The organism is Paenibacillus pseudetheri (assembly GCF_924513355.1).
Lineage (GTDB): Bacteria > Bacillota > Bacilli > Paenibacillales > Paenibacillaceae > Paenibacillus_AQ > Paenibacillus_AQ pseudetheri.
In genome coordinates this window covers 66349-82085 of the sequence record NZ_CAKMAB010000008.1, presented here as the reverse complement: position 1 = coordinate 82085, position 15737 = coordinate 66349, and the positions used below count along the sequence as shown (strand labels likewise).

Annotated in this window: 15 protein-coding genes; all 15 read left to right on the top strand. The window is 45.9% G+C overall.

The window, feature by feature from the left end:
- The first annotated feature begins 5 nt into the window (after window positions 1–5).
- Window positions 6–557 carry a hypothetical protein gene (locus L1028_RS09670; RefSeq protein ID WP_234533285.1) on the top strand — a complete coding sequence of 184 codons (552 nt, stop codon included), beginning with the start codon at window positions 6–8 and terminating at the stop codon, window positions 555–557.
- 170 nt (window positions 558–727) lie between these two features.
- Window positions 728–1021: a sporulation protein YqfC gene (yqfC, locus tag L1028_RS09665; protein WP_094870316.1), complete on the top strand. Its 294-nt coding sequence runs from the start codon at window positions 728–730 to the stop codon at window positions 1019–1021.
- Window positions 1018–2199, top strand: coding sequence for a sporulation protein YqfD (yqfD, locus tag L1028_RS09660; RefSeq protein WP_234533282.1), 1182 nt, complete (start codon window positions 1018–1020; stop codon window positions 2197–2199). Before yqfC ends, yqfD begins: the two co-directional genes overlap by 4 nt.
- Window positions 2200–2214: 15 nt before the next feature.
- Window positions 2215–3186 carry a PhoH family protein gene (locus L1028_RS09655; protein ID WP_060621999.1) on the top strand — a complete coding sequence of 324 codons (972 nt, stop codon included), beginning with the start codon at window positions 2215–2217 and terminating at the stop codon, window positions 3184–3186.
- A gap of 14 nt (window positions 3187–3200) precedes the next feature.
- Complete coding sequence (locus L1028_RS09650) at window positions 3201–5456, top strand: HD family phosphohydrolase (RefSeq protein ID WP_234533280.1); 2256 nt, start codon at window positions 3201–3203, stop codon at window positions 5454–5456.
- Window positions 5453–5950 (top strand): rRNA maturation RNase YbeY, encoded by a 498-nt coding sequence (gene ybeY, locus L1028_RS09645; RefSeq protein ID WP_234533279.1) that lies wholly within the window; start codon window positions 5453–5455, stop codon window positions 5948–5950. The genes L1028_RS09650 and ybeY overlap by 4 nt, the downstream gene beginning before the upstream one ends.
- Window positions 5950–6345, top strand: coding sequence for a diacylglycerol kinase family protein (locus L1028_RS09640; RefSeq protein ID WP_234533276.1), 396 nt, complete (start codon window positions 5950–5952; stop codon window positions 6343–6345). Before ybeY ends, L1028_RS09640 begins: the two co-directional genes overlap by 1 nt.
- Window positions 6346–6551: 206 nt before the next feature.
- The gene (locus tag L1028_RS09635; protein ID WP_149647613.1) at window positions 6552–6971 is read left to right on the top strand and encodes a cytidine deaminase; all 420 of its coding nucleotides are present in this window, start codon (window positions 6552–6554) and stop codon (window positions 6969–6971) included.
- Between the two features lie 631 nt (window positions 6972–7602).
- Entirely contained in the window at window positions 7603–8496 is an 894-nt protein-coding gene (gene era, locus L1028_RS09630) for a GTPase Era (protein WP_234533274.1), read from the top strand.
- Between the two features lie 111 nt (window positions 8497–8607).
- Window positions 8608–8751 carry a YqzL family protein gene (locus tag L1028_RS09625; protein ID WP_234533272.1) on the top strand — a complete coding sequence of 48 codons (144 nt, stop codon included), beginning with the start codon at window positions 8608–8610 and terminating at the stop codon, window positions 8749–8751.
- Between the two features lie 36 nt (window positions 8752–8787).
- Entirely contained in the window at window positions 8788–9543 is a 756-nt protein-coding gene (gene recO, locus L1028_RS09620) for a DNA repair protein RecO (RefSeq protein WP_234533270.1), read from the top strand.
- 429 nt (window positions 9544–9972) lie between these two features.
- Window positions 9973–10860: a glycine--tRNA ligase subunit alpha gene (glyQ, locus tag L1028_RS09615; RefSeq protein WP_234533268.1), complete on the top strand. Its 888-nt coding sequence runs from the start codon at window positions 9973–9975 to the stop codon at window positions 10858–10860.
- Entirely contained in the window at window positions 10853–12928 is a 2076-nt protein-coding gene (glyS, locus tag L1028_RS09610) for a glycine--tRNA ligase subunit beta (RefSeq protein WP_234533266.1), read from the top strand. The genes glyQ and glyS overlap by 8 nt, the downstream gene beginning before the upstream one ends.
- Window positions 12929–13381: 453 nt before the next feature.
- Window positions 13382–13858: a YaiI/YqxD family protein gene (locus L1028_RS09605; RefSeq protein ID WP_423803031.1), complete on the top strand. Its 477-nt coding sequence runs from the start codon at window positions 13382–13384 to the stop codon at window positions 13856–13858.
- 39 nt (window positions 13859–13897) lie between these two features.
- A complete protein-coding gene (gene dnaG / locus L1028_RS09600; RefSeq protein ID WP_234533488.1) occupies window positions 13898–15718 on the top strand; it encodes a DNA primase in 1821 nt (606 codons plus the stop codon).
- The last annotated feature ends 19 nt before the right edge of the window (window positions 15719–15737 follow it).

Here is a 15737-nt window from a genome sequence, read left to right as displayed (position 1 = left end):
TCTCCATGAGCTGGATCTATATTGTTGCGGTTATAATCTTCGCGATTGTATCCAATGTGAACAAGGCCACGAAGAACAAACCCAAAGGGACTACACCCGGAGGGATGCCGACTTTTGGTGGAGGTGAAGGGAATCCTCTCCGCCGTAATAAGGATGTAGACGGGAACAGAGAGCAACCAGAGCAATCTAATAGTGGGTTTCCTACTCCAGTTACTACATCCTCCCGTGAGTATGATGCATCACCTGCCTTTCCAGAGCCTGCGTATATCCCAACGCCAGATTATTCTACTGGAGAAGGTATGTCTTTGGAGTACGCTGATGACGGAGTTGAATTGCGCACGCAAAGAATGCAGGAAGAGGTGCGGCGTCTTCAAGCTGCTTTCGATGGAATTGCAGGAGCGGATTCCAAGTCGAAGAAGACGAAGAGTTCATCCTCTGACACAGCTGTTCAGTCAAATCGAACAGGGAATAGGGATGAGCTGCGCAATGGTGTGGTTTGGGCGGAAATTTTGGGACCTCCGCGCGCTCGCCAGCCGCATTCCAGCCGAAGATCGTAATTTTCGGTCATTGTAACAATTAAGCCTTGGCTTTCCTATCTTTACGATAGGACGCCAAGGCTTTTTTTGCATTTTTTTTACCTGAAAGGTGCTCCTTTATTACTTCTTCTCATAAACAAAAGCGTTGCCGCATAAGGTGTACAGAAGGCAGGAAGGGGGAACGTCTACTTATGACCCGTATTGGCCGCAGGCTGCGGGGATGGACAAACGGGGTGTTGGATTTACCACAGGACTTACTACAGGAAATGCCCCGGATCACCCTGATCGGCAATAAGGAACTGTATATCGAGAATCATCGCGGCGTGCTGCATTTTTCTTCAGGCCAGCTTAAGCTCGCGTTAGCTAATGGATCGCTTGAAATCACTGGCGAGGATCTTGTCATCCGCAATATTCTTGGCCAAGAACTGGCGGTAGAAGGCATTATCGGAGAGATCAGATATAAAGAAAGCGAGGGGAAATCATGAAGGAACCACCTCTTTCATCACTGCGGGGATCCGTTACACTGCATGTGACGGGGCCTCAGGTGGAGAGATTCATTAATGTCATTTCTGAAGCAGGTATAGTGATTTGGGATGTGAGGCCCGCTGAGGGCGGCGCTTCCCTTAAGCTGCTTCTGAATGATTTTTATGTCCTCCGTCCGATTTTAAAAAAGACAGGCTGTCGGATGCACGTTACAGGAAGAAGCGGATTGCCATTTTTGATGGCGCGGCTTTGGAAACGAAAATTTTTTGGCATGGGAATATTGGTATTCGGGATAATGCTCTTTATGTTATCTACGATGGTATGGAGCATTAGAGTCGAGGGGAATGAAAAGATTGCGTCTGAGGATATATTGGCAGCTGCTCGCCAGGAGGGGGTGTATCCTTTTCAATGGATATGGCGTCTGGATGAGCCGGACAAGCTCTCTAAGGGGCTCCTAGCCCAATTACCCGGCGTTTCATGGATAGGGGTGCAGCGGACGGGGACGAGCATTAAAATTCAGGTGGTAGAATCTAAACAGCCGGATATCAAACCTCTACTTAGTCAGCGGCATTTGATTAGCAGAACAGATGCGGTGGTCACTGAAATATATGCGGAGCAGGGCAGACCGGTTGTAGCGCGTAACTCACGGGTTAAAAAAGGGGATATCCTGATCTCGGGTGCTCTAGGCGATGAAGAGAATGTACAGTACGTGGTGGCTAAAGGTGAGGTTAAGGGTCTAGTATGGCATGAATACAATATAGAGGTGCCTCTTACAACAACGAATAGCTCATATACAGGGGAGCGTAAGGATCGAACCTATCTGGTGCTTGGCAAATGGGCTATCCAGCTATGGGGTTATGGCGAATCTCCTTTTGAGAAATCACGAACGCTTACTGAGCACGATCCGCTGTCCTGGCGGTCCATTAAGCTGCCGCTGGGTCTAATGACTGAGAAAGAACTAGAAATTAGTGAAACGAGTGAGTCATTAACTCCTGAGTCTGGATTTGAAAAGGGGATAGAACGAGCGAAGAAGGATATTTTGGCGCGTTATGGCGTTGATAGCGTCATCAAAAGTCAAAAAGTTTTGCATGAGAAGAAAGAGAATGGTAAAGTTTATATGAAAGTGATCTTTGAAGTAGAAGAGAAAATTTCCGAAGAACTGCCAATAGTAAACAATTGAGGAGAATGAGGCTACTTGTCAGAACAGACTGCAAGCATTCGTATTACTTTGCAAAATGCGGGAGAAGCGCAATCGCTGTTCGGCCCGCAAGATGGATTCCTGAAAATCATCGAGAGTGAAATTCCTGCTATTATTGATTCCCGTGAAGCAGAGTTAACGATACGTGGTGCGGAGCGGGAAGTAGACATGCTGGGACAATTGTTTAATGTGCTGCTGTCCCTCGTTCGGAGCGGTTACATACTTACTGAACGTGATGTGCAGTACGCTGTGGAGCTGGCGAAAGACTTTCGAGCCGATCAGCTGCTCGATTTGTTCAAGGGAGAAATTACAACAACTTTTCGCGGAAAGCCTATCCGTGTCAAAACGATTGGCCAGAAGCATTATGTGACAACGATCAAGAAGCGTGATATTGTATTCGGAATCGGTCCTGCAGGAACGGGTAAGACCTACTTGGCGGTAGTGCTTGCAGTTACGGCACTAAAAGAAGGTTCTGTTAAGCGTATCATTCTTACGCGCCCAGCAGTAGAAGCAGGAGAGAGTCTAGGGTTCCTCCCAGGGGATTTGCAAGAAAAGGTAGATCCATACCTCCGTCCGTTATATGATGCCTTATACGACGTTATGGGGCCTGATCAGGTGGCTAAGGCGCTTGAACGGGGATTGATTGAAATTGCTCCGCTCGCTTACATGCGTGGTCGTACGCTGGATGATTCATTTATTATTTTGGATGAAGCCCAGAATACAACGCCTGAGCAAATGAAAATGTTTTTGACTCGACTCGGCTTCGGGTCCAAAATGGTGATTACGGGTGACGTTACCCAGATTGACCTGCCTCGCGGCAAGAAATCCGGTTTGATTGAGGCTAAAGCGATTTTATCCGGCATAGAAGAACTCGGTTTTGTTTATTTTGTGGAGCAGGATGTAGTACGGCATTCCCTGGTGCAGAAAATTATCGTTGCCTATGACCGCTCTGCCGAAAACCTCCAATAAAGGGGATTGTCTTCATGGCTTCAAAGCAACCATCTAAATTAAGCGGATTTGTATATACGAACAACGGGTGGAAGTATAGCGCAGTGACACGCTATGCTCTTTTCCTGTTACTCGGACTTGTGTTCTACTTCAGTCTGTCGCCCGATCTACTACCAAAGCGGTACGATATAAAAGAGAATACGCTCAGCGCGAAGGAGATTATTTCGCCTAAGCAAATTTTGGACAAGAAGGCAACGCTAAAGGCGGCGGAAGAAGCTGCTGAGAGAGTGGATCTGAAATACAAGATCATCCCCATGAGGGCAGATAACCTTGTGACTTCTTTACTGGATCGGATTGATCGTCTCAATCAGGATGATCTGATTTCACAAACGGATAAGACAACTATTTATCGTGAGGAAATTCCGCGTAGAGCCAGTGACTTTGTCTTGAACTTCGTAGCTTCTAATCGGGGAAATGGGACTTATTCTGATCATTTGTTGGAGGAAATGCAATCTGTCATCAAGGACCAGGCTTATGTCATTCCTGAGGAGACCTACATCAAGATTCCGCGTCTGACCTCTCAAGACATTATCGAAATGAAGCCGGTCGCTCGTGACATTGTAACCAGGCTTATGAATGATCAAATCATGGATGCTCAGACTGCGCGTGCCAAGGTAGCAGAGCAAGTCAGTATTAGCTCCCTCAGTCAGCGTACAGCACGTGAGGTTGTACAGGAGCTGGTGCGGTTAGTGATTTCAAGCAACAAGTTCTATGATGAGGATGCTACGAAGGAAGCTAAGGTGCAGGCTCGTGAGAACACACCTAATGTGTTCATTGAGCAAGGAGATGTGCTCGTCGCTAAAGGGCAGAAAATTACCCCGGAGCTATATACCCTTTTAGATGAAAATGGCCTTTTAAGTAATGTGGTCAATTATTGGCCTCAGGTTGGATTGCTATTACTCGCTACCATGCTATCTGCGGGTCTAATGGTGTTTATCCGTTACTCTGGCGGAACCGCCGGCTTCAAGTATAATAATTCCCAGTTATTAATGCTGGTGCTTGTGTTTGTTATTACGATCATCTCCATGCGGTTGACCGCAATTTTGCAGACGGATGTCCATTCCTATCTCGGGTATCTGGCTCCAGTAGCCATTGGTGCTATGCTGATTACCATGCTTCTGGATATGACATTAGCGTATTTCTGTTCTATTCTGATCAGTATACTCGCCAGTATCATTTTGAATGTTCAGCAGAATTCGGTGTTTGATTTCACCTTTGGCTTCTTTTCAATTGTTGTTTGTTATGTGGCTATTTTTGCCACTCATCGTGCAGGCCAGCGTTCCACATTATTAAAAGGCGGGATTATGGTATCCCTTTTTGGCTGTGTGACCGTCTTTATGCTGACACTCTTAGCTGGTGGTGAATGGAAAGATATAAGCACGCTGTATGCCGTTGGTTTTGCTTTTGCGAGTGGACTTTTGACTGCAGTGCTTGTGATTGGTCTGATGCCTTTCTTTGAAGCTACCTTTGGCATTCTATCTGCCCTGAAGCTGGTAGAGTTGTCTAATCCGAACCATCCCTTATTGCGTAAGCTTCTTACGGAAACACCAGGAACCTATCACCATAGCGTAATGGTAGGTAACCTGTCAGAAGCGGCCGCAGAAGCGATTGGAGCAGACGGCCTGTTGTGCCGGGTAGGATCGTATTATCATGATATTGGTAAAACAAAACGTCCGTTTTATTTTATTGAAAATCAGAATAATATGGAAAACCCACATGACTCTATTGAACCGAAGCTTAGTAAATCTATCATTGTAGCTCACGCCCGCGATGGGGTGGAATTGCAACGAGAATATAAGCTGCCTAAACCGATTCGTGATATAGCTGAGCAGCATCATGGGACTACGTTCCTGCATTATTTTTACCATAAGGCCCTGAAGCTGGCGGAAGAAAAAGGTGTCGAGCCTGATTTTACCGAGGAAGATTTCCGTTATCCTGGCCCGAAAGCCCAGTCGAAGGAATCGGCTGTTGTAGGAATCGCCGACAGTGTTGAAGCTGCGGTGCGATCTTTGCGCAAACCAACCGTGCTTCAGGTGGAAACGATGATTGAGAAAATTATTAAAAGCCGACTGGATGATCATCAGTTTGACGAATGTGATTTAACGATTAAAGAATTGGACATTATTGCACGGACGCTGAAAGAAACGGTCATGGGGATTTTCCATTCACGGATCGAATACCCGGAAGATGTGCGTAAGCCGAAAAAAGAGGAAGGGGCAGCTAACCCATGAGTTTGGAGATCGTTTGGGATAACGAGCAAGAAGAATACGAGATAAAGGACGATCTCATAGCACTGCTGGAGAGCATTTTGCAAAAAGCAGGTGAAGCGGAAGGGATCAATCAGGGAGAAGTTGCGCTTACTTTTGTCGATAACACTCGTATTCATGAGTTGAACTTGGAGTACCGGGGAATTGACCGTCCGACGGACGTGCTTTCTTTTGCGATGAATGAAAGCGGAGAGGACGAGCTGGACATTATATACGAAGTAGAAGAAGGCGAAGCGCTGGAAGATGTTCCGGATGTACTGGGAGATATCATCATTTCCGTAACTCGTGCTCAGGAGCAAGCGCAGGAATATGGTCATTCGCTGGAGCGTGAGCTTGGTTTCCTCTTTGTGCACGGATTTCTGCACTTGTTAGGATACGATCATCAGGATGAAGCTTCAGAGGCAGAGATGATGTCTAAGCAAGAGAAAGTACTAGCTCAGGTTGGGTTGACTCGCTAATGGTGAAAAACACGGCGGTAGGACACAAGAAGTTCTGGCACTCTTTTCGGTTTGCATCGCAAGGCATCGTGTCGGCATTCAAATCCGAGCTTAACATGAAGGTGCATTGTGGTTTGGCTGTGGTTGTACTTGTTGCCGCTGTCGTGTTCAGACTTCCGCTGGCCAGTTGGATGTTGCTGCTCTTCTCAATCACGCTTGTCTTAACCGCCGAGTTGCTCAATACAGCAATTGAAGCGACGGTAGACCTGATCTCGCCGGAGATTCACCCACTGGCTAAGAGAGCAAAAGATACCGCCGCAGGAGCTGTACTTCTTACGGCGGTGTTTGCTGTCTTAGTCGGGGTCTATGTTTTTTACCACCCGGTGATGGACTGGATTAGCGGACTTATGTCATAATCAGGTTACAATTCAATTCAGGGGAGAGGCGGACCCGCGTTTTGCGATTCCGCCTCTTTGGTTACTGGATGTTTAGGAAGTGAGTTTTGTACGAAATGATTCCACGATGTAACGCTAAACAAAACTAAGTGGATGCTTCCGAAGTGAGTTTTGTACGAAGTGATCCCACGATGTAACGCTAAACAAAACTTTAGGAGGACCCAAATATGGATTCCGCTCTTCTTATGCAAGAAGCAATTAAAGCACGTGCCAAGGCATATATTCCTTACTCCCGATTCGGAGTTGGAGCCGCCCTCCTTGATCAGGATGGTCATATTCATCACGGATGTAATGTAGAAAATGCTGCTTTTGGCCCAACCAATTGTGCAGAGCGGACTGCTTTATTCCGTGCCATTGCCGACGGTCATGCTATCGGTTCTTTCAAGGCAATCGCCGTTGTTGCCGATTCTGATGGTCCCGTATCACCTTGCGGTGTATGCCGCCAAGTTTTGATTGAGTTGTGTTCACCCGACATGAAGGTTATCCTTGGAAACATGAAGGGCGATATTGTTGAGACCACGGTGGGAGAATTACTTCCCGGTGCTTTTGGTCCCGTAGATCTGAAGCAAGGACAAGCTCCGGAGTGAATTTAGCTCATTGTTGAGTGATTAAGCTAATTTAGTTGCATTATGTACAATTAAACTGCCACTATTTCGAATCAAGCCTAATTTAGTTGCAGAATATACAATTAAATTTATGTTTTAATCCACATTTGGCTTGGAAGGTAGAAATTAGTTGCACAGAATGCAATTAAAACACCAAAAGCATAACTCAAACTCAAATTAGTTGTACAAAATACACTTAAAAGGGTTCCAACTCTTTCAAGTTAGGCTAATCTGGTGCAAACTGAGTGTTATAGGAGTAACATCAGTAAGCGATGCGGCGTAGCCGCCAGCGATTCCTAGCACAATGTAAATTGTAAACCTGCCTATAGTCGCTCATTTCAGTATCTTTGCCTACCACGGCGAGCTTCAAGTGAGCCGTGTGAATAAGCGACAGTGAAGCGTGTCCCCAACAGGGGACGAAAGCGCTCATGCACGACCGTACCTCTAATCCCGCCGAACGTTGCAGGTACGCCTATTTCCGGGTGTCCAGAGGGCCGGGGCCCTTGGGGTCCCCCTTGGCTAAGGGGGATTTAGGGGGATCGAAAAATCTTTAAAAAAAGATTGAATGATTGAAAAAGATTGAACTAGAAGGAAAGTATGGAAGGAAGATAATATGAAATTCAAATCAGGCTTTGTCGCAATTATCGGCAGACCGAACGTAGGCAAATCGACACTCATGAACCAGGTTATTGGACAGAAGATTGCAATCATGTCGGATAAGCCACAGACAACTAGAAACAAAATCCATGGGGTCTATACAACGAATAATTCGCAAATCGTGTTCCTGGACACACCAGGTATTCATAAAAGACAGTCCAAGCTAGGCGACTACATGAACCAAACTGCAATGAGCACGTTGGGTGAAGTTGAGGCTGTACTGTTCCTTGTGGACGCTGCAGATGGTTTGGGCGGTGGAGACCGATACATTGCTGAGCAATTAAACGGACTTAAGACGCCAGTTATTCTTGTACTCAACAAGATCGATAAAATAGAGCCGGAAGCATTGCTCCCACTTATGGCTGAATATAACAAGCTGCATAACTTTGCTGAAATTATTCCAATTTCTGCTAAGATGGGCAGCAATGTTAACACGCTGTTAGAGCAAGTCGCTAAGTATTTACCAGAAGGTCCACAATACTACCCGGAAGATCAAATTACGGATCACCCTGAGCAATTTGTGTGCGCAGAACTGATTCGTGAAAAGATTCTGCATTTGACGCGGGAAGAAGTACCGCACTCCATTGCTGTAGCTATCGAAGATATGAGGGTTGAGCCGAATGGTGTGGTGCATGTGTCTGCCGTTATTTTTGTTGAACGTGATTCTCAGAAGGGAATCATTATCGGTAAGCAAGGTGCGTTGCTGAAAGAGGTTGGAAGACGCGCTCGGACTGACATTGAGAACCTTTTGGGTTCGAAGATTTTTCTGGAGCTATGGGTAAAAGTGAAAAAAGACTGGCGTAATCAGGACCGCGTCTTGCGGGATTTGGGCTTCCATAAAGACCTTTAAGATCTATATCCGCAATTCTCGTTTGGCAGGAATTGCAAGGATAGAACCTGGCTCATCGCACATCCTAATTCTTGAAGATACATCGTCTTTCCCAAGAAAGGATGAATACGAATGCGAAACTTTTCGTGGAAGTATTTTGTAATGACAGGAGATGTCGATGCGTACCTACTATACAAGGAAGCTGGCTATCCACTTGAAGACAGTGGATTACAGCTAGTGGAAGAAGAGAAGGTCTGTGATGAAGAAGCGCAATAAAGACTGGTTGCTTGCCGAATGGTTGGGGGAAGAGGCATGCTACACAGGGTGGAAGGGATCGTCATCCGCAGCATGGACTACGGTGAGGGGAACGCAATCATTACGCTTTGCACCGAGAACGCCGGGAAAGTAGGAGTTCTGGTACGAGGTGCTAAGAAGGTTAAGAGCCGCCATGCTGCCCTGATCCAGCTGTTCACCGTCGGGGAATTTGTTTTTTTTAGAAATAACGGAGGTCTTGGGACGCTGAATTCCGGCGAGATCACGAAGTCTCACCACCCTCTGCGTGAGGATTTGATCAAAGCTGCATATGCATCATACGCTTGTGAACTGCTTGATAAAGTCCTGCATGATGAGGAAACGGGGAGCTTCTGGTTTCGCCAGCTTACGGCCTGCTTGAACGCACTTGAAGAAGATAAGGAACCAGGAGTTATCATAAATGTTTATGAAATGAAGATTTTGCAAGCAGCCGGTTATGGTCCAGAGTTCGACACCTGTATTATATGTGGAGCTGAAAAGCCTGATGAACAACTGCTGATAAGCCCTCGCCTTGGTGGAGCACTCTGTCGCAGCTGTAAACATAATGATCCTCCAGCAATGGAGGTCTCTGCTCGTGTGTTGAAATTACTACGCTTATTCGCCAGACTTGATCTAACTAGATTAGGGAATGTGGATGTCAAAGAAAGCAGCCGTGATGAGCTAAAAAAAATTATGCGTGCCTTTATGGATGTGCAGCTTGGATTAAAGCTAAAATCACAGAATTTCCTGGATCAACTCGACAAGTACAAGATTTGACGAAATCTGATTTTTCCGTTACTATAGGGACAGTTTAATTTTAAGATTATCGCCGTTTTGCTCCACTTTGGGAGAACGTGCATTGATCGGGAAAGTAATGAGCGATATTGTCACGATTCAGCGAGCTGGGGGTAGTGAGAGCCTGGCGGGACAATGTTCATGAACATGGCACCCGGGAGTACGGATATGGCGAATGAAAGTGGATTTCGTTCTTGTCTTTAGCAAGTGATATTGCTTGCTGAATCAAGGGTTGGAATCAAGTAGGGTGGAACCGCGGGAGAATAAGTTAAGCTCTCGTCCCTATGTCTGTTAATCAGGCATGGGGGCGGGGGTTTTTTGTTGCTGTCAGGAGCGAAAAATGCCGCCTCCATGGTAAGAGGTTTTAAGCAAGCTGATCAAAAAAACTTGTAAAGCGAAGGAGACGGTATTATGAACTTTCAGCAGATGATTTTGACGCTGCAGCAGTTCTGGGCTGAACAGAACTGTATTATCGTACAGCCTTATGACACTGAAAAAGGCGCCGGCACGATGAACCCTATGACATTTTTACGCTCATTAGGTCCTGAACCATGGAGAGTTGCGTACGTAGAGCCTTCACGTCGCCCATCCGATGGACGTTATGGAGAGAATCCGAACCGTCTGTATCAGCATCATCAATTTCAAGTCATTATCAAACCATCGCCTGATAACATTCAAGAGATTTACTTGGATAGTTTGAAAGCACTTGGCATTAATCCGCTCTTGCATGATATTCGTTTTGTTGAGGATAACTGGGAGAACCCTTCACTGGGTTGTGCAGGTCTAGGATGGGAAGTATGGCTGGATGGTATGGAAATCACTCAGTTTACTTACTTCCAACAAGTCGGTGGAATTGAAGCCAATCCAGTTGCCGTAGAAATTACTTACGGAATGGAGCGGCTGGCATCCTACATTCAAGATAAAGAAAATGTATTTGATCTTGAATGGGTTAGCGGCATGACTTATGGTGATGTTTTTCATCAACCGGAGTTTGAACATTCTACGTACACCTTTGAAGTATCTGATGTAAAAATGCTATTTTCACTGTTCAACATGTACGAAGAAGAAGCGCGTAGAGCGATGGAGCAGCATCTTGTGTTCCCTGCCTATGATTACGTGTTGAAATGCTCACATAGCTTTAATCTGCTGGATGCACGTGGAGCCATCAGTGTTACTGAACGGACTGGATTTATTACCCGAGTGCGTAATCTTGCCCGCACTGTAGCGGCAACATATCTTGAGGAACGCGAGAAGCTTGGCTTCCCGCTGCTGAAGAAAGAAGGTGCTGACCGTGTCTAAAGATATCCTGTTTGAGATCGGTCTGGAAGAAATTCCTGCACGGTTTATCCGCGCTGCGATGGAACAACTACAAGATAGAACATCCAAGTGGTTGGATTCTGCACGGATTACCCATGCTGGAGTTACGGCCTATGCAACGCCACGTCGTCTCGCTGTTTTTGTTAAGGATGCGGCTGAGAAGCAAGAGGATATTAGCGAAGAAGTCAAAGGACCATCACGCAAAATCGCACTGGATGCAAATGGAGACTGGAGCAAAGCTGCTTTAGGATTTGCCCGTAGTCAGGGTGTATCTCCGGAGCAATTTACATTCAAAGAGTTAGCTGGAGTAGAGTATATATATGCTACTAGAAATAGTGCTGGGGTAGAGACAGCTTCTTTGCTTTCAGAAGGGCTTTTAGGGATTGTAAATGCGATGACTTTTCCGAAAAACATGCGTTGGGGAGCTTACGATTTTAAATTCGTACGTCCGATTCGCTGGTTAGTTGCTCTTTTCGGTAAAGATATTATTGAATTGGAAATTACGGATGTAAAAGCGGGTAATGTGAGCCGTGGACATCGTTTTCTGGGAACAGAGACTGTAATTTCGGAGCCTGCACAATATGTAGAGAGCATGCGTGCGCAGCATGTCCTTGTAGATGTGAAGGAACGGGAAGAATTGATCCTGAAACAAATCAATCAATTGGCTGAAGAAAAAAGCTGGACGATTGCGATCAAAGAGGATCTTTTGGAGGAAGTACTGTTCCTGGTGGAAACACCAACCGTGCTGTTTGGAACCTTCGACCCATCGTTCTTGAACATTCCTCAGGATGTGCTAATTACTTCGATGCGTGAGCATCAGCGGTATTTCCCGGTTTTTGATGCAGCGGGCAAACTGTTACCTTTCTTTGTAACGGTGCGTAACGGGAATGCAGTATCTTTGGATGTTATTGCTAAGGGTAATGAGAAGGTACTCCGTGCTCGTCTATCAGATGCCAAATTCTTCTATCAAGAAGATCAAAAGATGAAGATTGACGATGCACTAGCCAAACTAGAGAATATCGTCTACCATGAAGAGCTTGGCAGTGTTGGAGATAAAGTGCGTCGAATTCGCCAAATCTCCGATCGTCTTGCTGTAAAGTTGGGATTGTCTGATAGAGCCCTCTCTGAAGTAAGCCGGACTGCTGATATTTGCAAATTCGACCTTGTGACTCAAATGGTTTATGAATTCCCAGAACTTCAAGGCACCATGGGCGAAGATTATGCACGCAAAGCCGGAGAGCCTGAAACTGTGGCAAAAGCAATCTTCGAGCATTACCAGCCACGGTTCGCGGGAGATGCAGTACCTTCGACGGATGCCGGTTCGGTTGTCAGCATTGCAGACAAGATCGATACGATTGTAGGTTGCTTCTCCATCGGTATTATCCCAACGGGCTCTCAGGATCCTTACGCACTGCGCCGCCAGGCTGCAGGGATTGTGCAAATCGTGCTGGAGCATAAATTGCCGATTACGCTGCGGGAGATTTTTGAAGCAGCGATTGAAATTCATAAAAATTCAGGGAATTCGAAACATTCTGACGATGAACTACGTATAAACCTGTACGAGTTCTTCGGTCTGCGTGTTAAACGACTTTTATCCGACAATGTACGCTATGATGTTGTGGACGCTGTTACAGCAGCTGGCTTTGACAATGTGGTAGATGTTGTGGGCAGAAGCCGTGCGCTTATGGGTGCTGTCTTAGACCAAGCAGACTTTAAAATTACCGTAGATTCACTCACTCGTGTCAGTAATTTGGCAGCTAAAGCAACCAGTGAAGTGATTGATCCTTCTTTGCTTAAAGAAGATGCTGAGCTGAAGCTGTACAATACATGGCAGGAATTACACACACCGTATCTTGAAGCGATGTCCGCGAATAATGCCGAAGAAGCACTCCGTATTCTTTCGGGTCTAAAAGATGCTGTTACAGCATTTTTCGATTCCGTTATGGTTATGGCGGAGGATGAGCAAGTACGCGCTAACCGTTTAGCTTTGCTTGCTGGTATTGATGCCGACTCTAAGGCATTTGCTGATTTTGGCAAGCTCGTCTGGTAAACGACTGAGCACGGGAGTTCCCGGCTGAATTCAAGATTCGACGTCGATATTGCTTCTCAGATTAGACTTCGTGATCAAAGGGCAGCTTTTTGAACAACATCTATAAAATTGAGGTTCAAAAAGATGACCTTTCAGCACCAAGAAGGTTGGATGAAGCTAGGGAGGGAGGAGCGGAGCGTAGGCATTATCTACGTGAGCACCGGAGTTCCCGGCTGAATTCAAGATTCGACGTCGATATTGCTTCTCAGATTAGACTTCGTGATCAAAGGGTAGCTTTTTGAACAACATCTATAAGAAAAGTTTGTGTCTTATGGTATAGAACGTTGGTTTGGGGTATAAATATACGGAACGGTGCCAATGCGTCATTTGACATCCGTTCCGTATTTATGCATAGAAAGAAGGATTTCTTGCGGTAAGGGCGTATATATATTACACGGGAAATTGGTGATGATCATGGAGAAGAAGTCCCGGTCTAGAACTATAGTCGTGGATGGGGATGCTTGTCCGGTCAAAAAAGAGATAGCTGAAGTTGGTCGCGCCTTTGGTGTGCCGGTACTGATGGTATCTTCTTATGACCATGCACTGAAAGCTGAAGAGGGTGTAACGGTTGTGCAGGTGGACCGGGGAGATCAGAGCGCCGATCTATATATTGCCAATCATATTTCTGCAGGAGATGTGGTATTGACTGGGGACTATGGTCTCGCAGCGCTTGCACTCGGGAAACGTTGCAGTGTTCTTTCTTTTCGTGGCCAGGAATATGTCGATTCCAAAATGGATTTTATGTTGGAAGGCAGGCATGCCAGGGCCGTGGAACGAAGACGGGGACATTACTCTAAGGGTCCAAAACCTATAACGGCAGAAGAAAAAATGTATTTTCAACATAAAATGACAAAACTTTTAATACTTTTGCAGGAGAATGTGGAGCAATAGCGAATTATATTTATTTGTTAAGAATTGAAGGTGGTTGAAGTGGCTAGCGGACACGGGAATATTCCGGAAGAAGTTATCGAAAGCGTGCTTGCACGTCATGATATTGTCGATACAGTCGGTAAGGTTGTCCATTTGTCCAAGCAGGGGAAATATTTATGGGGCCTCTGCCCGTTCCATTCGGAGAAAACCCCTTCCTTTACAGTTACCCCCGACCGGGGAGTGTTTCATTGCTTTGGCTGCGGCATGGGTGGAAATGCCATCAAATTTAGGATGGAAATCGAAGGATTAACCTTCCCCGAAGCCGTCAAAATAATGGCTGAAGAAAGTGATATTCCCGTTCCTGAAGGTAAGGGAGGCCTAATGTCTCCTCCTGATCCGGAACGCGATCGGTTGATTCAAGCTTATGAATGGTCTGCAAAGTTTTATCATTACTTGCTGAAGAATACGGAACACGGCAAAGCCGCAATGGAGTATTTAAGAGCCCGGAACTTCAGCGATAAAATGATTGACCAGTTTCAGATCGGATATGCTCCGGACCGCTGGGATACTTTGCTACAATTTTTGGAGAAACGGAATTTTGACCTTGCTGAGATGGAGAAAGGTGGACTCTTGTCTGCCAGAGGTGAGGGGAAAGGCTATATAGACCGTTTCCGTGGTCGGATTATTTTCCCGATTGCGAACCGTACAGGCAAGGTGATTGCTTTTGCCGGAAGAATTCTTGGTGAAGGACAACCCAAGTATCTAAATTCTCCAGAGAGTAGATTGTTTAACAAAAGCCGGATTTTATACAATTTGCACCAGTCCAAAGCATCCATCCGCAAAACGCGGCAAATCGTCCTCTTTGAAGGATACGGAGATGTCATTTCGGCCTGGGAAGCAGGTGTGCATAACGGTGTAGCAACAATGGGAACATCTTTAACTGAAAGTCATGTAGCACTTATGAAGAGCCTGGCCGATGAAATTGTACTGTCTTATGACGGTGACCGGGCAGGACAAGCAGCTGCTATGAAGTCCATTCCAATGCTTGAAGGCAGTGGCTTGCGTGTAAAGATCGCCTTACTGCCAAGCGGGCTCGATCCAGATGAATTCATCTCCAAGCATGGTGGAGAAAGGTTTATGGATCAGGTAATTGATTCAGCGGTTTCATCCATAAAATTTAAGCTTATATATCTGAAAAAAAACCATATACTCCTAGAGGAAGATGGCAAAATTGCCTACGTCAAAGAAGCTTTGGAGGTCATTGCTTCGTTACCTTCCTCGACCGAGAGAGAGGTTTACCTAAGGGAAATCGCTTCTGAGCTGGAACTTTCATATGATAGTTTGAAGCAGGATTGTAATTTACTTAGGGCATCGATGCAAAAAAACATCCCTGAAGGGGATAATAACGACAAAAGGTGGAATAATGGTAGGCATAAAAAAGGGCAAGTGCAGACACCAACTTTGCTGCCCGCTTATCATGTCGCGGAACGGCGTCTACTGTCCTTTATGATTCAGGACCCGGAAGCCGCCACGTATGTGGGCGAACGCCTCGGAGAAGATTTCAACATCGATGATCATGCGGCAATTGCCGCTTATCTATATGCCTATTACGCGCAAGGCAAACCACCCGGCATTAGTCGGTTTCTATCATCGCTTCAGGATGATCGTCTAGAGAAAACTGCAACATCAATTTCCATGATGGATACACCTCCAGACTGGAATATGCAGGTGCTGGATGATTGTATCCGTGAAGTGCGGAAATATCCACTGCAGCGCAAGATGGACCAGAAGCGTGAAGAAATGATTCAGGCGGAAAAGTCAGGTGACTTTTTGCGTGCGGCACAAATAGCAAGTGAGATTATAGCCCTAGAGAGACAATGAAATGTTGACAGGATGTACC